Consider the following 19,938-nt stretch of genomic DNA (forward strand, 5'->3'; position numbering starts at 1 on the left):
ACTAAATCCCGGATTTATCGCGCCCACTGCTGGGTGAATATCTCAGTTCTTCTTACACTGGCCGGCTTCAGCACGCTGTTCGACGCGTTTGTTTACGTCATGCCCTGGGTTCGTGCTGCGCAGTTGTTGTTCTCCCTGTTGGGCGCGGTGGCGGTGATCAAGAATCTGCGTCGGGGCCATGCTAATTCCGGATGGATTCTCCTGGCCTATGCCTGTTATGCGCTGCCGATGGCGGTCAGTGCTTTCCGGGCCCTGGGGTTTTATCCGTCGAATGTGAATTTCGAAATGATGACTCCGGCCGTGCTGGCTTATTCGCTGCTCCTTCATTTCGGCATCCTGACCGAGCTGCGGGAACAAAACGCAAAGCGGCTGGTGGCCGAAGAAAACGCGGAAATCCACCGCAAGCTGGCCAGCCAGGAAGAGCGGCTAAGGGCCGAGCAGACGACCTTTTTTGCCTTCGTCGCCCATGAGTTGCGTAGCCCGCTGGGCATACTGCTCACCGGCCTTGCCAATCTCAGGCGGGCCTTGCCCAGCCCCGACAACGCGGCCCGGATCGTTCGGCTTGGCCAGGCAGCCCAGCGCATGAGTGCGCTGATCGACCGGCATCTGCGCCTGCAGAATCTGGCCCGGACCGATTTCGAACCGGACTTCGCCGACGAGCCGCCCGACCTGCCCGCGCTGAACGCGCTGCATGCCCAGCAACAGCTCCACGCTGCCCGCAGTTTTCAGTGCGTTTACCGGGGTGAAGCTTTCCAGCCGGTGTCGCTGGATGCGGAGCTGGTGACCCTGGCGCTGTCCAATCTTCTCGACAACGCGGCCAAATACGCCTTCGAGGATTCGCCGATCCGGCTCGAGGTTGACGTCGATGAGCAATCGGCGTCCGTCAGATACCGGGTGATCAACGAAGGCCCGGGCCTGCCGCCTGAATGGGCGGGACGGGCCTTCCAGATGTTCCAGCGGATCATGGGAACAGGCAGCGAGAAGGGCGGCTTCGGCATCGGCCTGGCGCTGGCGGCGCATGTGGCCACCATTCATGGCGGGCAGCTGACCAGCGCCCAGAACGGCACGCAAACCTGCTTCACGCTGGATATTCCGATACGACAGAGCGGCGCCGCGTCGACGCGGATACAGGAGGAAGCATGAGTATTTCCGTGTTGCTGGTGGAGGATGACCGGGATCTGAGCGAGGAGATCGCCTCGTTTCTGGAAGGGGCCGGTTTTGCGGTGACCTGCGCCGGGACGATCCGTGAGGCTGAAGGCCTGCTCGCCGAACCGCGTGACCTGTTGATCCTCGACATCAATCTGCCCGACGGCGACGGGCTCGCCTTTTGCAAGGAAGCGCGGAACTACGTCCGCTCCGGCATCGTGATGTGCACCGGGCGGAGCGAGCGGGCGCTGCGCATCGCCAGCCTGCGCGACGGTGCCGATGCCTATCTCGTCAAACCCGTGGACCCCGAGGAGCTGGAGGCGACCCTGCTCAGCGTGCATCGGCGGCTGCGCTCCGGGGCAACTGCAATCCCGTCGCAGGTGATGCCCCATCCCTGGCATCTGGATGCCGAACGTCGCCTGCTGGTTGCGCCCAACGGCGTGAGCATGCTGCTCAATGCGCCGGAAGCGCTGCTGCTCGGCACGCTCTTCGGGCGGCCCGACCGCAAGGTGCGCAAGGATGAACTGGTGATGCTTCTTGCCGCCAGGGAGGCCGGATATTCCTCCCATCGCCTGGAGGCGCTGGTCAGCCGCCTGCGGGCCAAGGCGACGGCCAGCTGCGGGCTGAAACTCCCGCTGGTTTCGGACTATGGCAAGGGCTATGCCTTCATGGAGTCAGGTCGACTGCTTTAACCCTGTTCGCAGGGTGAGTTTTGGTCAGCATTTTCACTGGCCTTTTGGTCCGATTACATTCAGGTCATATTTTCTTATCCAGACCGGGAGATCGAATCATGCGCCTGGCGCTACTGCACGCGAATCAGGAGTTCGTCTCGAACATCCTCGCCTCATTGATGGATTCCGGGCACGTCGTGCACGCCTTTCGCGAGGAGCAGGACCTGCTTCGGGATATCGGCCGGGAAAGCTTCGACCTGCTGCTTATCGACGGCACCCTTTTTGGTGCGGGCTTCCGACGATTCCTGCGCCGTCTGTGGACCTTGGCCGGCAATGGCGTGGCGCTGATGTTCATCAATTGCGAAGACAGCGAAACCCGGCTGGCCGAGGCCTTTGCCTTGGGCGCCGACGACTTCATCCTCCGCGGCGTGGGGGGGCGGGAGATCACCGCGCGGGTTGACGCGGTGCTGCGCCGCAGACACCCGGCCCATTATCGGCGTGATGTCCGGCTCGAGTGCCAGCCCTATAGTTTTGATCTGGAAGCCCGGACCCTCCATCTGCTGGATACGGAAATTGCGCTGACCGACAAGGAGTTCGATCTGGCGGTTTTCCTGTTCCAGAACCAGGGCCGCGTCTTCTCCAGGGGGCACTTGCTGGACGCCCTGTGGGGGGGCCAGAGCCTGAGCCTGACGCGTACCGTCGATACCCACGTCAGCCGCATTCGCAAGAAGCTGATGATCAATGGCGAAAATGGTTACCGACTGGTCTCGGCTTACGGCAGCGGCTACCGCCTCGAAAAGCACAATGAGGCCTGGGTGTCGCCGCTGCTCACCGTCGAATTGGGCGGCGGGGCCGAGCAGGTTCGGGCGAGTGCTGCAATGCACGGGGTGGGCTACGCCGCACCCTGATCCGTCGCGGCGTGACTGAAGTCGCGATGCCGCGCAACGGGGCCCGCCGTGGCCGGACGTTGGCTGGCAAGTGTGACGTAATCGGCTCCGCAGATGTTCGCTGCCTTCTACCCTTCGAGTGTCGTAACTCGTTGGATGAGGCACATCATGAACACCTTGTTGATTACAGGTTTCGGACTCCTGGCCCTGGCGGCGATCGTCTGGCAGACCTGGCGCGAGCGTGAACGGGGCGCCGAACGGATTCCTCCCGAGTGGACCGTTACGCTGGGCCGGATTGCCAATGACCAGGCCCTCGGGCATCACCGGGATGCCCGCCGCAGCGTGCTGCTGTGCCTGCAAAAACTGGCGCGGGAGCCTGCCGATTCACGCTTGGCGAGCCATGTGCGGATCAGCCTTGGCGCGCTGATGGCACGAGATTCGGTCTATCCGGAAGTGGTGCGGGCGATTCGATCGGCCTGTGCGGCCGAGCCGGCCGTGAGCGAACTGGCCCTGTGCGTCGGTTTGCGCCAGTTTTTGATTGAGGACATTCGCCAGTGCGAGGAAATCGCCGAGTGCTTCGGCCAGATCCGCCGCCGGGATCAGGGCGCTGATTCGCTGGTGATCGCCAGCTTCCACCCCACGACCTGAACAGAGCCCTTCGTCAAGGGCGTGTGTGCCGGCGCTGACCGGCCCACACGCCCTTTTTTATTCGATTTCCAGATTGTCGATCAGGCGGGTGTTGCCGAGCTTGGCTGCGCCCAGCACCACCAGCGGCTCGTCACCGGCTGGCGGCTGCAGGTTGCTGCGGCGGCGGATGGTGAGGTAATCCGGCTGCCAGCCGTGAGCGGCCAGTTCGGCCACGGCTTCGGTTTCCAGGAGCAGGAAGTTGCGCTCGCCGGCGGTGACGCGTTCGCGAATCCACACCAGTTGCCGGTACAGGCGGGGTGCTTCGGCGCGTTCGGCCGGGCTCAGGTAGCCGTTGCGTGATGACAGCGCCAGACCATCGTCGGCGCGGGTGGTTTCGCCGGCAATGATCTCGATGGGCAGGGCCAGTTCGCGGGTCATGTTGCGAAGCACCATCACCTGCTGGTAATCCTTCTTGCCGAACAGGGCGACTTGCGGCTGCACGATGTTGAACAGCTTGAGCACCACCGTTGCCACGCCGCGGAAGTGGCCGGGACGCGAGGCGCCGTCGAGGATGTCGGTGTGGGCCGGATCGGGATCGACCTGGTAGCGCTGGGGCGTCGGGTACATCTCCTGTTCGTCGGGCGCGAAAAGGTGATCGACACCGGCTTCGGTCAGCCGCGCGCAGTCGTTTTCGAAGGTGCGCGGATATTTGTCGAAATCTTCCCGGGGGCCGAACTGCAGGCGATTGACGAAGATGCTGGCGACGACCACGTCGGCGTGCTGGCGGGCCTGGCGCATCAGCGCGATGTGGCCGTCGTGAAGATTGCCCATGGTGGGCACGAAGGCGATGCGGGCGGCCTTGAGGCGCGCGTCGGCGAGGGCTGCACGCAGGCTGGCGATGGTCGAATGGATTTGCATGGCGGATTTCAGTAGCTGTGTTCGGGGCCGGGGAAGCGGCTTTCGCGTACGTCGGTGACGTAGCGGGTGACGGCGTCGTCGATGCTAGAGGCGCCTTCCATGAAGTTCTTGGCAAAGCGCGGGCGCTTGCCGGGGAACACGCCGATCAGATCGTGCAGCACCAGCACCTGGCCGTGGCAATCGACACCACCGCCGATGCCGATGGTGGCCATCGTGGTGAGGCTGGCGGTGACCTCGGCGGCCACCGAAGAGGGCACCATTTCCATCACCATCAGCGCGGCACCGGCCTGCTCCAGCGCCAGGGCGTCGGCCTTGAGGGTTGCCGCGCCTTCTTCGCTGCGGCCCTGCACGCGGTAGCCGCCAAGTTGGTGCACGGCCTGTGGGGTGAGGCCGATGTGGGCACACACGGGCACCCCGCGTTCAACCAGGAAGCGCACGGTTTCGGCCATGAAGGCGCCGCCTTCGAGCTTGACCATCTGGGCGCCGGCGGCCATCAGGCGTGCCGCGTTTTTCATGGCCTGGGCGGGGCTTTCGGCATAACTGCCGAAAGGCATGTCGGTGATGATCAGCGGGCGCGTACAGCCGCGGGCGACGCATTCGGTGTGATAGACCATCTGCTCGACCGTGACCGGCAGCGTGGTTTTCTGGCCCTGCAGCACGTTGCCGAGGGAGTCGCCGACCAGGATGACGTCGACCCCGCAGCGCTCCAGAAGCGCGGCAAAACTGGCGTCGTAACCGGTGAGCATGACGATCTTGCGACCCTCGGCGCGCATCTTGCCGAGTTCGAAAAGCGTGACGGGTTTGGTGTTTTCCTGCAGGTAGCTCATGTCTGGTTCCTCCTCGCGGCGGCAGTTAACCGCAATCTTGTGCAAGGCACAAGAGGGCGGCTGAAGTGACGGATCGGGGAATGCGTGGGGCCTAGCCGGAGTAGCCGAAGAATTCCCGGTAGCTGCGCATGGCGAGCAGGCGGGAGTACAGCAGTTCGAAATCCTCGTCCTTGTCCACGGGGTTGAGGGACTCGGCATTGACGATGAACAGCGGCGCGGCGTCGTAGTGGTGGAAAAAGGTGGCGTAGCGTTCGGCGACGCGCTGCAGGTAGTGTTCGTTGATCCGGCGCTCGGATTCGACGCCGCGGCGGCGGACGCGATCGATGAGAATGTCGGGCTGGGCCTGCAGGTAGATCACCAGGTCGGGCTTGCGGACCGTGGGCTTGAGGCGTTCGTAGAGCTGAAGGTAGAGCTGGAGTTCGTCTTCGGCAAGGTTGAGTTGGGCGAAGAGCGGATCCTTCTCGAGCAGAAAATCCGATACGACGCGCCTGAAGGGGTCGTGGTTTTGCGTGAACGCGAGCAGCTGCTCGCTGCGCTGGAACAGGAAGGCGATCTGCGTGGGCAGGCCCCAGCGCTCCATGTTCTGGTAGAAACGCCCGAGAAAGGGGTTGGCCGCAGGGTTCTCAAGCAGCACGTCGGCATTGATACGCGCGGCGAGACGCTTGGCGAGGGTCGTCTTGCCGGCTCCGATGGGGCCTTCCACGACGATGTAGCGCGCTTTTTCGAGCATGGGGAGCTCCGCCTTTCAGGCGCGGAATATGAAGTAAACGGCGCCTAGGATACACAGGGCGGCCCACAGATAGTCAAGCTTGAGGGGCTGCTGCATGTAGAAAATGGCAAAGGGCACGAACACCGCAAGGGTGATCGCCTCCTGCATGATCTTGAGCTGGGCGAGGTTGAGTTCCTGGGCGCCAATGCGGTTGGCTGGCACCTGGAGCAGGTACTCGAAGAGCGCGATGCCCCAGCTTATCAGTGCGGCGACATACCACGGCGAGGTGGCCAGATTCTTCAGGTGCCCGTACCAGGCAAAGGTCATGAAGACGTTGGAGGCCGCCAGAAGAAGGGCGGTCTGAACCCAGATCGGCATTACATGGACTCGCTGCGGGCGATGGCCTGGTCGGTGACGCCCGAAAGAAAATCGCACGCTGCGCCCAGGCCCGGAATGCGCACGTCGGGTGCGATTTCCAGCAGTGGCAGCAGCACGAAGGCACGCTCGTGCATGCGCGGGTGGGGCAGGGTGAGTTCAGGTTCGTCCTGCTGTCGGTCGCCGTGGAGCAGCAGGTCGAGGTCGAGGGTGCGCGGCGCATTGGGCACGCTGCGCACGCGGCCGTGGTGGGCTTCGATGGCCATAAGGGCGCGGAGCAGGGCGAGCGGTTCGAGATCCGTGTCGAGCGCCACGACGGCGTTGATGAAATCGGGCTGGTCAAGCAGCCCGACCGGCGCGCTGCGGTAAAGGGACGAACGCGCCACGACGGCGGTACCGGGCAGCGCCGCCATGTCTTCGACCGCCGCGCGCAGGTGCCTGACCGGTTCGCCGATATTGGCGCCCAGCGCCACGAAGGCGCGGACGCGACGGGCTACCACAGGGTTCATGCCTGGCCGGCGTCGGAGGGGGCCGCAGCGGGCTTCTTGCGGCGGCGACGCTTCTTGGCGGTGCCGGCCTTGTCGGGCACCAGCATGGCTTCGCGGGATTCCGGGTGGGCGTCGGCAAAGGCTTCCCACCAGTCGGGAAGCTCCATCGGAAGCTCGCCGGACTGGGCGCGCAGGCGCAGGAAATCCCAGCCGGCGCGATACCGCGGCTGCTCCAGCAGGCGGTAAGGTGTTTTGCCGGCGCGCTTTTCAAAGCGCGGCTGCAGGGCCCAGATTTCCTTGATGTCACCGGCGATGCGGCGGGTGATCGCGAGCTTGCCGGACTGCCGCTCGAGCACCGAATCCATCGCGTCGAAGAGCGCGGGCTGGGAGTGCTCGCCCTCGGCCTTGCGGGCGTCCCAGTCGGCCAGCACCTCGTGCCACAGCAGGGTGGCGAACAGGAAACCGGGCGAAATGGGCTTGCCCTGGCGCACGCGCTCGTCGGTGTTTTCGAGCGACAGCCAGACGAAACGCTCGCCCATCGGTTGTTCGAGAATCACGTCGAGGAGCGGCAAGAGGCCGTGGTGCAGGCCTTCTTCGCGCAACTGGCGCAGGCATTTGACGGCGTTGCCGGACATCAGCAGCTTGAGCATCTCGTCGAAGAGGCGTGCCGGCGGCACGTTTTCGAGGAGTTCTGCCATTTCGCGGATGGGCGCGCGGGCGGCCGGGTCGATCGACAGCCCGAGCTTGGCGCCGAGGCGCGCGGCGCGCAGCATGCGCACCGGGTCTTCGCGGTAGCGCACGCGCGGGTCGCCGATCATGCGCAGGGTTTTCTGCTGCAGGTCGGCCACGCCGTGGTGGTAGTCGATGATGGTTTCGCTGGTCGGATCGTAGTACAGCGCATTGACGGTGAAGTCGCGGCGGGTGGCGTCTTCGGCCATCGAGCCGAACACGTTGTCGCGCAGCACGCGGCCGTGTTCGTCGGTCTCGGTGGATTCGGCGTCCTGCATGGCGCGGAAGGTGGAGACTTCGATGGTCTCCGGGCCGCTCATCACATGCACGATCTTGAAGCGACGGCCGATGATCCGCGAACGGCGGAACAGGGCGCGGACTTCTTCCGGCGTAGCGCTGGTGGCTACGTCGAAATCCTTCGGGGTCTGGCCGACGATGATGTCGCGCACCGCACCGCCGACCACGTAGGCTTTGTGGCCGGCCTCCTGGAGAACCGAGCAGACCTTGTTGGCCGCGGGGGAGATATGCTCCCGGCGGACGCCGTGACGGGCCACGGGGATCACTGCGGGGTCGGGGAGGGCGTTGGTGGCGGGTGCAGCGCGGCGGAAAACCCGGCGCAGCAGTTTGCGGATCATTGGCGGGGCTTGGATAATTTTGGTCAAGTCGCGCATGATAACCCATCGCACGGCCGGGTTTCCCCGGCACGGCCGTTTTGCGCGCAACAACCATGCCGGGTGGCGATTTTGACCTGATTTGCGAGGTTCCCGATGCTGCGCTTCTCCGCCAATCTCTCCTTCCTGTTCCTCGACCGGCCCTTTCTCGACCGTTTTGCCGCCGCTGCGGCCAGCGGTTTCAAGGGGGTCGAGTTCCATTTTCCGTATGCATTCCCCCTTGATGAAGTAGTTGATGCCGTCCGGCGGGCGGCGGTGGAGGTGGTGTTGTTCAATTTTCCGGGAGGCGACTGGGCGGCCGGTGAGCGCGGCATCGCCTGCCTGCCGGAGCGGGTCGCGGAATTCCGCGACGGTGTGGCCGAGGCCGCGAGCTACGCCGAGACGCTGGGCTGCCCGAGGGTGAATTGCCTTGCCGGCCTGCGGCCCCAGGGCGTCGACGAGGCGCTGCTGCGCTCAACCCTGATCGACAACCTGCGCTTTGCCGCCGACGCGTTTGCGCCGGCCGAGCGGCAGGTTTTGCTGGAGCCGCTCAACAGTCGCGATACGCCGGGTTTCCTTGTCGATCGCACTGCGCCTGCACTGGCGTTGCTGGACGAAGCCGACCGGCCCAATCTAGCGCTGCAGTATGACGTCTACCACGCCCAGGTGATGGAGGGCGATCTGGCCCGCACGCTGGAGGCCAATCTTGCGCGCATCGGCCATATCCAGGTGGCCGACAACCCCGGGCGTCATCAGCCGGGCACCGGTGAAATCAACTTTCCTTTCCTGTTCAGGCTGCTCCGATCGCTGGGCTACCCGGGCTGGATTGGCTGTGAGTATGTCCCGACGGGGCCTACCGAGGATTCATTCGGCTGGATGGCCACCTGAACGGCGACGGCGTCACGATGGAGGGGATCTTCCTGCCGCCGCCCGCTCTGGCGGATTGCGTGCGCAGCGCGCTGCTCACGGGCGTGCCGGGCGGGGCGTATGTGCTGCCGGCGGCGCTGCATCCGCTCCTGCTGGTGATTCTGGAAGGCGGCATCGCGGTTCGGCGGGCGGGCGTGGAGCATCCGTTGCCGCTGCTTTCCGTTTGCGGCGGGACGCGCGGGGTGCGCGAGGCCCGGGCCGAGCCCGGCACCCGGATACTCACCGTGCCCCTGTTGCCGGGCGGGCTTCGCGCGCTGTTCGGCGTGCCGGGGCGGGCGGTGATGGAAGAGGCCGTCGATCCGGCAGTGTTGCTGGACGTAGCCGGCCGGGGCGCGCTGGCACGCTTTGTCGATTCGAGGCGCCCGGCTGCGGCTTGCGGAAGCGCGGTGAGCCGTGTGTGGGAATTGCTGTGCGATATCCGGCGTGACACCGATTCAGGGTCTGCGTTGTGCGTGCCGCCGGTGCTCCTGGCCTTGCCGGCGGATGAACTGGCGGAGTGCTTTGGCGTCGGCCTGCGGCAGTTCGAGCGGCGTTTTCTGGATAGCTACGGCCAGCCGCTCCGCAGCTATCGCCAGCAGGTGCGCTGCAGCCGGATGCTTGCGGCGCTGTCCGGGGGCAATCCAGCGGAAGGCTGGGCGGCGGTGGCGGCCCGGGAGGGCTACGCCGACCAGGCGCATCTGTGCCGGGATGTGCGCCGCTTCACCGGCCATACGCCGCGTGAATTGCAAGCCGGCATCGCCCGCCTTGATCCCGCGTTCTGGCCTTACCACATCGATCCGGCAACGCTGGCGAGGCATTTCGGCCCCTCCGGTTTTTGAGCGGCCCGGCAGGCCCGCATGTCGTCTGGGTGCAAGACCGGGCGCAGGTCGCAGGTGCAAGCTGACGCTTTCGACTGAACGCACCAGCCACTCCAAGATGAAAAAGCCCATTCCCCCATCTTCGCTCCTCATTCCTGCCATGCCTGCCGGCGCCTGGCAGCACAGTTGCCGGCTGCCGCTTCCCGTCGGCGAGCATTCCATCGACTGCGTCGTGGATGCGTTTTTTGCAGCCTCGCCGCCCTGGCTGAAGGCGCTGGTGGCCCTGCGTGACAAGCTTGTGGGGCCCTTTGGCTTGCGCCGGATGGCGGGAGCGGCGTCCGGTGTGTTCCGTCCGATTGCCCGTTCGCGGCGGGAGGTTGTGCTTGGCGAGGACGATAGTCACCTGGATTTCCGGACATCCTTGCTGATTCTTGCGGAGCCGGATGGCAAGCACCTTGTTGTGTCCACGTGGGTGCGTCCCCACAACGCCCTCGGGCGCGGGTATCTGGCGCTGGTGGGGCCGCTGCACCGGATGATCGCTCCGGTGATAGCCCGGGCCATCGTCCGGCGGCTGGCTGCGGGAGCGCGCGATGCCTGATATCCGCCTGGACACGCTTGGCGCCTCTGCCGCCGCCCGCGCCATCCGCGAAGGGCGCCTGTCGGCCGAAGCCCTGCTGGATGCCTGTATGGCGCGGATTACGCGTTTCAATCCCGCGCTCAATGCCCTGGTAACGGTCGATACGGCGGGAGCGCGGGATGCCGCAAAAGCCGCCGACCGGCAGCTTGCCGCGGGCGGCCCGGTGCCGCCGCTGCTCGGGGTGCCGGTGTCGATCAAGGACGTCTTTGCCACCCGTGGGTTACGCACCACGGCGAGTTTCCGGCCGCTGGCCGATTACGTGCCGGACGCCGACGCCACGCTGGTGGCCCGCTTGCGGGCGGCGGGGGCGGTCATCGTCGGCAAGAGCAATCTGCCGGAGTTGGCCGGTGCGCCCCTTTGCTGGAGCCCGCTGTTCGGACCGACGCACAATCCCTGGAATCCTGCGCTGACGCCCGGCGGCAGTTCGGGCGGGGCCGCGGTGGCCGTCGCGGCGGGCTTCTCGCTGCTGGAGGCGGGCAGCGACCTGGCCGGTTCGATCCGCATTCCGGCCGCCTACTGTGGCGTGGCCGGCTTCAAGGCGACCGAGAACCGGATTCCCCGCACCGGCCATATTCCCCATCTGCCGGAGCACCTGGGCGGCGCGCGCAGCGTGAGGCACATGCTGTCCCTGGGCGTGCTGGCCCGCTCGGTGGCTGACCTGCGCCTGGGCTACGGCCTGATCGCCGGGCCGGACGGCGTCGATACCGAGGTGCCGCCCCTTGCCACCTCACCGGTGCCGCCGATTCCCGCCGGCAAATCCCTGCGTCTCGCGCTGTGGGACGACTTGGGGCTGCCCTTGTGCGAGCGCACCCGCGCCGGGCTGGCGGGTATGGCCGGAAGGCTGGAGGCGGCCGGGCATCGGGTGGAGCGGGGCGCGCCGCCAGGGCTCGATCCGGAACAGCTGCGCGAACTCTTCGGGCTGATCGGCGGCGCCGAGATCGGCCTGGGCCTGCCGCGCTGGCAGCGGGCCTTCTTCCTGGGTGCCCGTCATCTGTTGCCGCCGTCCGAACGGCTGGTGAAGGCCATTGCCCGTGGCTTGCGCTTTGACATGCGGGCCTACAACCGGGCGCTTAATGCACGGGACGAAGCCATCGGCCTGCTGGAAGCCTTTCTGTCCGGCTTCGATGCCCTGCTGTGCCCGGTCGCCACCACGGTGGCCTATCCGGGCCGGCCGATGGGGCCCTTCGCGCGTCCGCCGACGCTCACTGTGGCCGGGCGCCGTTTGCCCTACCTGGAGGCGACCATCGGCCTGACGACGCCCTTTTCGGTGAGCGGCAACCCCGTGGCGGCGCTGCCGACCGGTGTCGAAGACGGTTTGCCGGTGGGCGTTCAGGTCGTCGGCAGGCGCTGGCAGGAGGATGATCTGCTGGCCGTGGCGGCCCATATCGAGCCCGCCGTGGGCGGTTTTGTCGCGCCGCCGCTTTCATGCTGAACCCGGTTTGGCGGCGTCTGCTTTGCATCGCGGTGGCAGCTCTTCTAGACTGACCGAACTGGCCCGGCAGGCCGTCTTGCGCCCGTCGTCGGCCCGCAGAACCGACAAGGAGACACCATGACAGGCGAGGTTTTTGATGCGCCGGCTTTCGGCACCGCGGACGCCGATTTCTCGCGGGTGGACAAGGTTCGCCTGGTGAATGCGCTGGCGCGCGTCGTGCCGGCGGCGAGCCTGCTCCACGACGTGGAGGATCTGCGTCCCTACGAGTGCGACGGCATGGCCGCCTTGCGGCAGGTGCCGATGGTGGTGGTGCTGCCGGAAACCGAGGCGCAGGTGGTGGATATCCTCAAGATCTGCGCGGCCCAGGGCGTGCCCGTGGTGGCGAGGGGCGCCGGAACCGGTCTGTCGGGTGGCGCCCAGCCGCACCGTTTCGGGCTGGTCTTGTCTCTTGCGCGCCTCAAGAAGATATTGAACATCGACGCCCAAGCCCGCCGCGCGGTGGTTCAGCCCGGTGTGCGCAATCTCGCCATTTCCGAAGCTGCCGCGCCCTATGGCCTGTATTACGCCCCCGATCCCTCGTCGCAGATCGCCTGCACTATCGGCGGCAATGTGGCCGAAAATTCCGGCGGGGTGCATTGCCTCAAGTACGGGCTCACCATCCACAACCTGCTAAAGGTGCGGGGTGTAAGCATTGCGGGTGACATCGTCGAGTTCGGAAGCCTGGCGCTGGATGCGCCCGGGTACGATCTGCTGCCGCTCATCACCGGCTCGGAGGGGATGCTGGCGGTGGTCACCGAAGTCACCGTCAAGCTCACCCCCAAACCGCAGCTCGCCCAGTGCGTGCTGGCGGCCTTCGACGACGTGGTGAAGGCTGGCGATGCGGTGGCCGCGATCATCGCGGCAGGCATCATCCCGGCGGGGCTCGAAATGATGGATCAGCCGGCGACCGCGGCGGTCGAAGAGTTTGTGCATGCCGGCTACCCGCTCGATGCCCAGGCCATCCTGCTGTGCGAATCCGACGGTACGCCGGAAGAAGTGGCCGAAGAAATCGCCCGCGTGCGCGCATTGCTTGAAGCCAGCGGCGCCACCGAAATTCGTGTTTCCCGCGATGAGGCCGAGCGGCTGCGTTTCTGGGCCGGGCGCAAGGCCGCGTTTCCGGCAGCCGGGCGCATCTCGCCCGATTATTACTGCATGGACGGCACCATTCCGCGTAAGCGCCTCGGCGAAATGCTCAAGGCCATCCAGGCGATGGAACAAAAATACGCGATGCGCTGCATCAACGTCTTTCATGCGGGCGATGGCAACCTGCATCCGCTGATCCTCTTCGACGCCAACATGCCCGGTGACCAGCACACCGCAGAGGCCTTTGGTGCCGAGATCCTCGAACTCTCGGTGGCCCTTGGCGGCACCATCACCGGCGAGCACGGGGTGGGCATCGAAAAGATCAACCAGATGTGCAGCCAGTTCGGAACGCCGGAAATCAAGGCCTTCCACAGGGTCAAGGCGGCGTTCGACCCTGACGGCCTGCTCAATCCGGGCAAGGCCATTCCAACCCTCAACCGCTGCGCCGAATACGGCCGCGAGCGGATGGGCGCCAGCCGGCCCCCGGCCCACCCTGATCTGCCGAGATTCTGACGATGGAAACGATTCCGGAAGGCTGGCTGCAATTTCTGTTTGTGGCGGTGCCGGTGCTGTCGCTGGTTGGCACCCTGATGGGCCTGCGCACGGCCCGGCGGCTGGAAAAGCGTCGCCTGCGCGAAGCCCAGAAGAACGATGGAGAAACCCGTGAACGATCAGATTCGAAGCTGGACTGAGCGCATCCGCGCAGCGGCGGCAAGCGGCACGGCCCTGTGTATCCGCGGCGGCGGCAGCAAGGATTTCTACGGCCGGCAGCCGGTCGGCGAAATCCTGGCAACCACGGGATACAGCGGCATCGTCAGCTACGAGCCGAGCGAACTCGTCGTGACGGTGCGCGCTGGCACACGTCTGACCGATCTGGAAGCCGAGCTGGCCGGGCGTAATCAGATGCTGGCCTTCGAGCCGCCGCGCTTTGGTGCCGACAGCACGGTGGGTGGCTGTGTGGCTGCGGGCCTCGCCGGGCCGAGGCGGGCTGCGGTGGGCGGCGTGCGCGATTTCGTCCTCGGTGCGCGGATCATCGACGGGCGTGGCGAGGTGCAGCGTTTTGGCGGCGAGGTGATGAAGAACGTCGCCGGCTACGATGTTTCCCGCGTGCTGGCCGGAAGTCTCGGCACCCTTGGGTTGATCGTCGAGGTGTCGCTCAAGGTGCTGCCCAGGCCCGTGGCCGAGGCGACACTGCGCTTCGAGATGGACGAAGCCGCGGCGCTGCATCAGCTCAATGCCTGGGGTGGTCAGCCCCTGCCGATATCGGCCAGCGCCTGGCGTGGCGGTGTGCTCGATCTGCGGCTGTCCGGTGCTGCGTCAGCCGTCGATGCCGCGATCGCCCGGCTGGGTGGCGAGAGCGTGCCGGCCCCTGTGGCCGACGCCCTGTGGACCGGGCTGCGTGACCAGCGCGATGATTTTTTCAGGGGTGACGACGCCTTGTGGCGCCTGTCGATGCCGAGCGATGCGTTGGCTGTTCAACTGGCCGGCGCGCAGCTGGTGGAGTGGGGCGGCGCCCAGCGCTGGCTGCGCTCGACGGTGCCGGCCGGGCAAATCCGTGCCCGCGTGGCGGAGCTTGGCGGCCATGCCGTGATGTTCCGCCACGGTGACCGGAGTGGCGAGGTTTTCCATCCGCTGCCCGCACCGCTGATGGCGCTGCAGCGCAATCTCAAAAAAGCATTCGACCCGGCGGGCATCCTCAACCCCGGCCGCCTTTACGCGGGGCTGTAAATCATGCAAACGAATCTTGCCGATTTCATCCGCGACACACCGGAAGGCCGCGAGGCGGAGGACATCCTGCGCAAATGCGTGCATTGCGGCTTTTGCACCGCCACCTGCCCGACCTACCAGCTCCTGGGGGACGAGCTGGATGGCCCGCGCGGGCGCATCTACCTGATCAAACAGGTGCTCGAAGGCCAGCCTGCTACCGAAAAAACCCGCCTGCATCTGGATCGCTGCCTCACCTGCCGGGCTTGCGAAACCACCTGCCCGTCGGGCGTCGAGTATGGCCGGCTGGCGGATATTGGTCGCCACGTGGTCGAGCAGCAGGTTCCCCGCACGGGTGGCGACCGGCTCATGCGCAACGCGCTGCGGGAGTTCATTCCGCGAAGCGGGCTGTTTGGTGCATCGCTGGGTGTCGGCCGTCTGTTCAAGCCGATGCTGCCGAAGATACTGGCTGAAAAAGTGCCCCGTGCCGACCCTGCCGGTGTGTGGCCGGCGCCGCGCCATGCCCGCCGGATGATCGTGCTGGCCGGTTGCGTGCAGCCGTCGATGCGCCCGGCCATCAACGCCGCAACGGCGCGGGTGCTCGACCGCCTCGGCATCTCGCTGGTCGAGCAGGCCGGTGCCGGCTGCTGCGGTGCAGTCAAGTTCCACCTGCACGACCAGGGCGCTGGCCGGGACGATGCCCGTCGCAACATCGACGCCTGGTGGCCCGCCATCGCTGCCGGCAAGGTCGAGGCGATCGTCGTGACCGCTTCCGGCTGTGGCGTTCAGGTGAAAGATTATGGTTACCTCCTCAAGAATGATCCGGCCTATGCCGTGAAAGCTGCCAGAGTTGCAGAGCTTGCCCGCGATGTGGCCGAAGTGCTGTTCGCCGAGATGGTTCCACTGAAAGCCCTGCTGGCCAAAGGCCGCGCCGGCCGGACGCCGCGACGGATCGCCTTTCATGCCCCGTGCAGCCTGCAGCACGGGCAGAAGATCCGCGGTGTCGTCGAGAACCTGCTGGTGGCCGCCGGCCTCGAGCTGACGGCGGTGCGGGATGCCCATCTGTGCTGCGGGTCGGCGGGCACCTACTCGTTGCTGCAGCCGGATCTGGCTGGCCGTCTGCGCGACGACAAGCTGGCTGCGCTGGAGGCGGGTGGTGGCGAGTGCATCGTTTCGGCGAATGTCGGCTGCATTGAGCATCTTTCCTCGGGGGCGGTATTGCCTATACGACATTGGATTGAAATTATCGATGAAAATGTCACGGAATCGGCCTGAAAGGCAAAAGGGGTCTTTAGTACTAAAGGAATAAACGGTTAAACTCTGTCAACCTAATGCCTGCCTGTGGCTGGAGTGATTTTGTGATTGCGTGCGGCGTTTTGTTTTGCTCGGATGTCATGGCGATGCCGATGGGGTATTGCCTCGCGGCCGTTGACCGGTTGGGCGTGCCCGCCCGCGCCGACACGACAGCCCTGTCAATGTGCTGATCCCATGTTGAATCCGACCGTTTCATCATTGTCCGCGCCCGATTCGGTGAGCGCCAAAAAGCGTTACCAGGCCGAGGCCTGTGTGGCGAAGCACACCGGCGACCGTAGCGAGCAGCAGGACCGCGCGGCAGTGTTCGCGCATCCCACCCGCAAGGGCACCATGATGGCTGTGCTCGCCGATGGCATGGGCGGGCATTCGGGTGGGGCGATGGCTGCTGAACAGGTGATTCTCAAGGCAAGGCAGAATTTCGAAGCCTTCGCTCCGGCCTCGGAGAGCGCACCGGATTTACTGCGAAGCATCGTCGACGAAGCCCACATCGTCATCAAGCTGACCCGCTTCACCAGCGAGCAGGATCCGCACAGCACGGCAGTGGTTTTCATGATGCAGCCGGACAGGGCCGATTGGGCCCATTGCGGCGATTCCCGCTTCTATCATTTCCGCCGTGGCGCGCTCGTCACCCGCAGCGTCGACCATTCCCTCGTCGAAGAACTCGTCCGCAAGGGCCGGCTCGATGCCGAAGGGGCTCTGCGTCACCCCAACCGCAACGTCCTGCTGTCGTGCCTGGGTTCCGAGCGGGAACCGCGGGTTGATGTCGGGCATGTCTCGCCGCTGGTTGGCGGCGATGCGTTCCTGCTGTGTTCCGATGGCTTGTGGGCCTATATTTCCGAAGAGGAAACGGGCCATATCCTCGCCACCCAATCCCCCCGTGACGCCGCTTCGGCCTTGATCGAGCTGGCTCGCCAGCGGGCCAAGGGCGGCGGTGACAACATCTCCCTGGCCATCGTCAAGCTCGTCGAAGTCACGCCCAAGCCGCAGCAGTGGGGCGACTTCCCCAAATTGGGCGGCTGATTCTTCCCTAGCGCGTATTGAGCCAGTTGCGGCGCCAGAATGCGGCCGCCATTACGGTCGCCGCGCCCAGCATCATTGCCAGAGCAAGCCAGAAGCCTTCGTTGTCATCGAGCAGCGGCATGGTATGGAAATTCATGCCGAAAATGCCGGCGATCAGTGTTGCCGGCATGAACAGCGTGGTCAGCACGGTCAGGATGCGCACCTCCGTGTTGAGGCGGTTGCTGACGCTGGATAAATAGATGTCCAGCAGGTCCGCGAGCATGTCTCTAACGGATTCCAGCGATTCGAGCACATGCACGGTGTGATCGTAGATGTCCCGCAGATAGAGCCGGGTGTCGGCGGTGAAGAAGCCGTTGTCGGCACGGGCCAGCATGTTCAGGATTTCCCTTAGCGGCCAGACGGCGCGGCGCAGTGTCAGCGCCTCATGCTTGACGCGGTTGATTTCGGCCAGCAGGGACGGATTCGGGCGGGTCAGGGCCGCGTCTTCGAGATCCTCGGCCATGTCGCTGAGATCGTCGAGCGCAACGAAATAGCGATCCACCAGGGTGTCAAGCAGAGCATAGGCAAGGTAGTCGACGCCGTGGGTGCGCATGGCGCCGTGTTCTGCCCGCAGGCGTTCGCGCACGGCTTCGAAGGCGCCGGAGGCGCGTTCCTGGAAGGTGAGCACGAAATTGCGGCCGAGGACGATGCTGACCTGGTCGGAGGTAAGACTGCGGGTCTCGCTGACGAAATCGAAACAGCGGGCAACGATGAACAGGTAGTCCGCGTATTCGTCGCTTTTCGGGCGCTGCTGGGTGTTGAGCGCGTCCTCCTGAACCAGCGGGTGGAGCTTGAAGCGGCGTCCGATTTCGGCCATGACCGCGGGGTCGTGCAGCCCATAGACGTTGAGCCACAGTTTTTCCCGGGTCGGCTGGTAGCTCCGGGAGGCTTCGATGCTGTCGAAACGGGTTTCCGTAAGGCCGTGGGCGTCGAATTCGATCAGGCTGATGCTGGTTTTTTCGGTCTTTATCTCGCCAATATGGATAAGTGAACCTGGGGGTAACCCTAGCTTTCGGGTTGGACGAGTATGTTTCTTGCTAGACTTTCTCATCTTGACCCTGGTCAATGCATGAAATCATTCATTTTTCTCGCTTTTATGTGAGAGAAGGCCGTTTTTTTCGGCTGAATTTACGAGACATTTGTCGTCTCCGAATCCGTTTCGGGACGATAGCAGAATTCCAACTACCTTCTAAGGAGGTTCCATGCCTCTGGTCATCGGTGTGACCAAAGAGTTTGCGGCGGGTGAGCGACGTGTTGCGCTTGTCCCCGATGTAGCCAAGAAATATCAGGGTCTTGGAGCAACGTTGATGCTCCAGGTGGGTGCCGGTTCAGCGGCTTATTTTCGTGATGAGGACTACGGCGCGGCCGAACTCGACGCGGATGCGCGTTCTGTTCTGCGCAAGGCGGACGTGATCCTGCAGGTCCAGCCGCTGTCCATCGAAGACATCGCCGAGCTTAAATCCGGCGCTGTTCTGGTTGGCTTGCAGCAGCCCTGGTCCAGCAAGGAGCGGATCGAGCTTTTGCGTCAAAAGAACATCACCTGCTTCGCTTTGGAGCTATTGCCCCGTATCTCCCGTGCCCAGAGCATGGACGTGCTGTCGAGCCAGGCCGCGGTGGCAGGCTACGAATGTGCGTTGATTGCAGCCGACCATTCGCCCAAGTTCTTTCCGATGCTGACTTACGCCGCGGGCACGATCCGTCCGGCGAAGGTGCTGGTGATCGGTGCCGGCGTGGCGGGCCTGCAGGCGATCGCCACGGCCAAGCGGCTCGGCGCGATGGTTTCCGGCTATGACGTGCGCCCCGAAACCAAGGAGCAGATCGAGTCCCTGGGTGCCAAGTTCGTTGACACCGGCGTGTCGGCAGCCGGCGCTGGCGGATACGCCCGCGAACTGACCGAGGACGAGAAACGCCAGCAGGCCGACAAGCTCGGTCGCGCCATCGCCGACTGTGACGTGCTGATCACCACGGCGGCGATTCCCGGCAAGAAGGCGCCGGTGATCGTGAGTGCCGACATGGTGGCGAAGATGAAGCCGGGCTCGATCGTCGTTGACATGGCTGCGGAAACCGGCGGCAACGTGGCTGGCACCCTGGCAGGCGAAAAAACCTGGGTGGGCGAGACGCTGATCATCGGCCCCACCAACATTCCGAGCCGCATGCCGGTGCATGCCTCCGAGATGTACGCCAAGAACCTCTTCAATTTCATCTCGCCGTTCATCAAGGACGGGGCCCTGGCCCTGGACTGGGAGGACGACGTGCTGGCTGGTGCCTGTCTGACCCACGGTGGCGAACTTCGCCATGCCGGCGTCAAGCAGGTTCTGGGCCTCTAACCGGGAGACGACCATGGACGGATTCGTTGCAATCTATATTTTCATGCTCGCGGCCTTTACCGGCTACGAAGTCATTTCCCGTGTGCCGGTGATCCTGCACACGCCCCTGATGTCCGGATCCAACTTTGTGCACGGCGTGGTGCTGGTGGGCGGCATGATTGCCCTCGGCCAGGCGGAAACCCCGCTGCAGCAGGCCATCGGCTTCGTCGCCGTGCTGCTGGGCGCGGCCAATGCGGCAGGCGGTTACGTGGTGACCGAACGCATGCTCGCCATGTTCAAATCGAAGGAGAAGAAGTAATGGCTATCAAGTGGCTGATTGACGCGAGCTACTTTGTCGCCGCGATTCTCTTCATTCTTGGCCTGAAGGGCATGAGCTCGCCGGTTTCGGCGCGCAAGGGCATCATCTGGGCGGGTGTCGGCATGGTCCTCGCCACGGTGGTCACCTTCCTGACCCCCGGCATGGGCAATTACCTGCTGATGATCATCGCCATCGGCCTGGGCGGCGCACTCGCCTGGGTGTCCGGCAAGAGGGTCGCCATGACCGACATGCCGCAGATGGTCGCCATCTACAACGGCATGGGCGGCGGCGCGG

General features: G+C 64.9%; 23 protein-coding genes. 16 read left to right on the forward strand and 7 right to left on the reverse strand.

Annotated elements, in window-relative coordinates:
* From Q1W26_RS05535 to Q1W26_RS05550, 4 genes are all read left to right on the forward strand, one after another.
* Positions 1 to 1,143, forward strand: a 1,143-nt coding sequence (locus tag Q1W26_RS05535; RefSeq protein ID WP_300436940.1) for a HAMP domain-containing sensor histidine kinase, incomplete at its 5' end; no start/stop codon positions are given.
* A complete protein-coding gene (locus Q1W26_RS05540) occupies positions 1,140 to 1,838 on the forward strand; it encodes a response regulator transcription factor (protein WP_300436943.1) in 699 nt (232 codons plus the stop codon). The genes Q1W26_RS05535 and Q1W26_RS05540, both read left to right, overlap by 4 nt.
* Positions 1,839 to 1,936: 98 nt before the next feature.
* Positions 1,937 to 2,725, forward strand: coding sequence for a response regulator transcription factor (locus tag Q1W26_RS05545; protein WP_300436946.1), 789 nt, complete (start codon positions 1,937 to 1,939; stop codon positions 2,723 to 2,725).
* Positions 2,726 to 2,872: 147 nt separating this feature from the next.
* Positions 2,873 to 3,352, forward strand: a complete 480-nt coding sequence (locus Q1W26_RS05550; RefSeq protein WP_300436948.1) for a hypothetical protein — start codon at positions 2,873 to 2,875, stop codon at positions 3,350 to 3,352.
* 57 nt (positions 3,353 to 3,409) lie between these two features.
* Here the strand turns inward: Q1W26_RS05550 and panC are convergent, their stop codons facing one another.
* The 6 genes from panC to pcnB form a co-directional block, all read right to left on the reverse strand.
* Positions 3,410 to 4,249: a pantoate--beta-alanine ligase gene (gene panC, locus Q1W26_RS05555; RefSeq protein ID WP_300436950.1), complete on the reverse strand. Its 840-nt coding sequence runs from the start codon at positions 4,247 to 4,249 to the stop codon at positions 3,410 to 3,412.
* An 8-nt stretch (positions 4,250 to 4,257) separates the two neighbouring features.
* A complete protein-coding gene (gene panB, locus Q1W26_RS05560) occupies positions 4,258 to 5,076 on the reverse strand; it encodes a 3-methyl-2-oxobutanoate hydroxymethyltransferase (RefSeq protein ID WP_300436952.1) in 819 nt (272 codons plus the stop codon).
* A gap of 91 nt (positions 5,077 to 5,167) precedes the next feature.
* Positions 5,168 to 5,806, reverse strand: coding sequence for a deoxynucleoside kinase (locus Q1W26_RS05565; RefSeq protein ID WP_300436955.1), 639 nt, complete (start codon positions 5,804 to 5,806; stop codon positions 5,168 to 5,170).
* A gap of 15 nt (positions 5,807 to 5,821) precedes the next feature.
* Entirely contained in the window at positions 5,822 to 6,163 is a 342-nt protein-coding gene (locus Q1W26_RS05570) for a DMT family protein (RefSeq protein WP_300436958.1), read from the reverse strand.
* Positions 6,163 to 6,669 carry a 2-amino-4-hydroxy-6-hydroxymethyldihydropteridine diphosphokinase gene (gene folK, locus Q1W26_RS05575; protein ID WP_300436960.1) on the reverse strand — a complete coding sequence of 169 codons (507 nt, stop codon included), beginning with the start codon at positions 6,667 to 6,669 and terminating at the stop codon, positions 6,163 to 6,165. Before folK ends, Q1W26_RS05570 begins: the two co-directional genes overlap by 1 nt.
* Positions 6,666 to 8,012, reverse strand: coding sequence for a polynucleotide adenylyltransferase PcnB (gene pcnB / locus Q1W26_RS05580; RefSeq protein ID WP_300436962.1), 1,347 nt, complete (start codon positions 8,010 to 8,012; stop codon positions 6,666 to 6,668). Before pcnB ends, folK begins: the two co-directional genes overlap by 4 nt.
* A gap of 132 nt (positions 8,013 to 8,144) precedes the next feature.
* Between pcnB and hyi the strand changes: the two genes are divergently transcribed.
* The 9 genes from hyi (at position 8,145) to Q1W26_RS05625 (ending at position 16,980) form a co-directional block, all read left to right on the forward strand.
* Entirely contained in the window at positions 8,145 to 8,915 is a 771-nt protein-coding gene (gene hyi / locus Q1W26_RS05585) for a hydroxypyruvate isomerase (RefSeq protein WP_300436965.1), read from the forward strand.
* A 17-nt stretch (positions 8,916 to 8,932) separates the two neighbouring features.
* Positions 8,933 to 9,772 carry an AraC family transcriptional regulator gene (locus tag Q1W26_RS05590; RefSeq protein WP_300436968.1) on the forward strand — a complete coding sequence of 280 codons (840 nt, stop codon included), beginning with the start codon at positions 8,933 to 8,935 and terminating at the stop codon, positions 9,770 to 9,772.
* Positions 9,773 to 9,869: 97 nt separating this feature from the next.
* The gene (locus tag Q1W26_RS05595) at positions 9,870 to 10,349 is read left to right on the forward strand and encodes a DUF2867 domain-containing protein (protein WP_300436970.1); all 480 of its coding nucleotides are present in this window, start codon (positions 9,870 to 9,872) and stop codon (positions 10,347 to 10,349) included.
* Positions 10,342 to 11,820, forward strand: a complete 1,479-nt coding sequence (locus Q1W26_RS05600) for an amidase (protein WP_300436973.1) — start codon at positions 10,342 to 10,344, stop codon at positions 11,818 to 11,820. The genes Q1W26_RS05595 and Q1W26_RS05600 overlap by 8 nt, the downstream gene beginning before the upstream one ends.
* Positions 11,821 to 11,937: 117 nt before the next feature.
* Positions 11,938 to 13,455 (forward strand): FAD-linked oxidase C-terminal domain-containing protein, encoded by a 1,518-nt coding sequence (locus Q1W26_RS05605; protein ID WP_300436976.1) that lies wholly within the window; start codon positions 11,938 to 11,940, stop codon positions 13,453 to 13,455.
* Positions 13,456 to 13,457: 2 nt separating this feature from the next.
* Entirely contained in the window at positions 13,458 to 13,634 is a 177-nt protein-coding gene (locus Q1W26_RS05610) for a hypothetical protein (RefSeq protein ID WP_300436979.1), read from the forward strand.
* The gene (gene glcE / locus Q1W26_RS05615; protein ID WP_300436981.1) at positions 13,594 to 14,670 is read left to right on the forward strand and encodes a glycolate oxidase subunit GlcE; all 1,077 of its coding nucleotides are present in this window, start codon (positions 13,594 to 13,596) and stop codon (positions 14,668 to 14,670) included. The genes Q1W26_RS05610 and glcE overlap by 41 nt, the downstream gene beginning before the upstream one ends.
* A 3-nt stretch (positions 14,671 to 14,673) precedes the next feature.
* Positions 14,674 to 15,921, forward strand: a complete 1,248-nt coding sequence (gene glcF / locus Q1W26_RS05620) for a glycolate oxidase subunit GlcF (RefSeq protein WP_300436983.1) — start codon at positions 14,674 to 14,676, stop codon at positions 15,919 to 15,921.
* A 213-nt stretch (positions 15,922 to 16,134) separates the two neighbouring features.
* Positions 16,135 to 16,980: a protein phosphatase 2C domain-containing protein gene (locus tag Q1W26_RS05625; protein ID WP_300436985.1), complete on the forward strand. Its 846-nt coding sequence runs from the start codon at positions 16,135 to 16,137 to the stop codon at positions 16,978 to 16,980.
* 7 nt (positions 16,981 to 16,987) lie between these two features.
* Here Q1W26_RS05625 and corA read toward each other — a convergent pair whose 3' ends face one another.
* Positions 16,988 to 18,070, reverse strand: coding sequence for a magnesium/cobalt transporter CorA (corA, locus tag Q1W26_RS05630; protein WP_300436988.1), 1,083 nt, complete (start codon positions 18,068 to 18,070; stop codon positions 16,988 to 16,990).
* 151 nt (positions 18,071 to 18,221) lie between these two features.
* On the opposite strand from corA, the gene Q1W26_RS05635 reads away from it, so the two are divergent.
* The 3 genes from Q1W26_RS05635 to Q1W26_RS05645 all read left to right on the forward strand — a co-directional run.
* Positions 18,222 to 19,346 (forward strand): NAD(P) transhydrogenase subunit alpha, encoded by a 1,125-nt coding sequence (locus Q1W26_RS05635; RefSeq protein ID WP_300436991.1) that lies wholly within the window; start codon positions 18,222 to 18,224, stop codon positions 19,344 to 19,346.
* A gap of 13 nt (positions 19,347 to 19,359) precedes the next feature.
* Complete coding sequence (locus Q1W26_RS05640; protein WP_300436994.1) at positions 19,360 to 19,644, forward strand: NAD(P) transhydrogenase subunit alpha; 285 nt, start codon at positions 19,360 to 19,362, stop codon at positions 19,642 to 19,644.
* The coding region (locus Q1W26_RS05645) for an NAD(P)(+) transhydrogenase (Re/Si-specific) subunit beta (RefSeq protein ID WP_300436997.1) at positions 19,644 to 19,938 on the forward strand (295 nt) is incomplete at its 3' end. The genes Q1W26_RS05640 and Q1W26_RS05645, both read left to right, overlap by 1 nt.

The organism is Zoogloea sp. (assembly GCF_030157465.1).
Classification (GTDB): Bacteria; Pseudomonadota; Gammaproteobacteria; order Burkholderiales; family Rhodocyclaceae; genus Zoogloea.

Excerpts from the sequence above, each read along its gene's own strand:
- glcE (WP_300436981.1), top strand. The coding sequence starts at position 13,594 with ATGGAGAAACCCGTGAACGATCAGATTCGAAGCTGGACTGAGCGCATC.
- panB (WP_300436952.1), bottom strand. The coding sequence starts at position 5,076 with ATGAGCTACCTGCAGGAAAACACCAAACCCGTCACGCTTTTCGAACTC.
- Q1W26_RS05600 (WP_300436973.1), top strand. The coding sequence starts at position 10,342 with ATGCCTGATATCCGCCTGGACACGCTTGGCGCCTCTGCCGCCGCCCGC.
- Q1W26_RS05605 (WP_300436976.1), top strand. The coding sequence starts at position 11,938 with ATGACAGGCGAGGTTTTTGATGCGCCGGCTTTCGGCACCGCGGACGCC.
- corA (WP_300436988.1), bottom strand. The coding sequence starts at position 18,070 with ATGAGAAAGTCTAGCAAGAAACATACTCGTCCAACCCGAAAGCTAGGG.
- Q1W26_RS05545 (WP_300436946.1), top strand. The coding sequence starts at position 1,937 with ATGCGCCTGGCGCTACTGCACGCGAATCAGGAGTTCGTCTCGAACATC.
- Q1W26_RS05570 (WP_300436958.1), bottom strand. The coding sequence starts at position 6,163 with ATGCCGATCTGGGTTCAGACCGCCCTTCTTCTGGCGGCCTCCAACGTC.
- Q1W26_RS05550 (WP_300436948.1), top strand. The coding sequence starts at position 2,873 with ATGAACACCTTGTTGATTACAGGTTTCGGACTCCTGGCCCTGGCGGCG.
- Q1W26_RS05590 (WP_300436968.1), top strand. The coding sequence starts at position 8,933 with ATGGAGGGGATCTTCCTGCCGCCGCCCGCTCTGGCGGATTGCGTGCGC.
- Q1W26_RS05595 (WP_300436970.1), top strand. The coding sequence starts at position 9,870 with ATGAAAAAGCCCATTCCCCCATCTTCGCTCCTCATTCCTGCCATGCCT.
- pcnB (WP_300436962.1), bottom strand. The coding sequence starts at position 8,012 with ATGATCCGCAAACTGCTGCGCCGGGTTTTCCGCCGCGCTGCACCCGCC.
- Q1W26_RS05610 (WP_300436979.1), top strand. The coding sequence starts at position 13,458 with ATGGAAACGATTCCGGAAGGCTGGCTGCAATTTCTGTTTGTGGCGGTG.
- glcF (WP_300436983.1), top strand. The coding sequence starts at position 14,674 with ATGCAAACGAATCTTGCCGATTTCATCCGCGACACACCGGAAGGCCGC.
- Q1W26_RS05635 (WP_300436991.1), top strand. The coding sequence starts at position 18,222 with ATGCCTCTGGTCATCGGTGTGACCAAAGAGTTTGCGGCGGGTGAGCGA.
- panC (WP_300436950.1), bottom strand. The coding sequence starts at position 4,249 with ATGCAAATCCATTCGACCATCGCCAGCCTGCGTGCAGCCCTCGCCGAC.
- Q1W26_RS05540 (WP_300436943.1), top strand. The coding sequence starts at position 1,140 with ATGAGTATTTCCGTGTTGCTGGTGGAGGATGACCGGGATCTGAGCGAG.
- folK (WP_300436960.1), bottom strand. The coding sequence starts at position 6,669 with ATGAACCCTGTGGTAGCCCGTCGCGTCCGCGCCTTCGTGGCGCTGGGC.
- Q1W26_RS05625 (WP_300436985.1), top strand. The coding sequence starts at position 16,135 with ATGTTGAATCCGACCGTTTCATCATTGTCCGCGCCCGATTCGGTGAGC.
- Q1W26_RS05565 (WP_300436955.1), bottom strand. The coding sequence starts at position 5,806 with ATGCTCGAAAAAGCGCGCTACATCGTCGTGGAAGGCCCCATCGGAGCC.
- hyi (WP_300436965.1), top strand. The coding sequence starts at position 8,145 with ATGCTGCGCTTCTCCGCCAATCTCTCCTTCCTGTTCCTCGACCGGCCC.
- Q1W26_RS05640 (WP_300436994.1), top strand. The coding sequence starts at position 19,360 with ATGGACGGATTCGTTGCAATCTATATTTTCATGCTCGCGGCCTTTACC.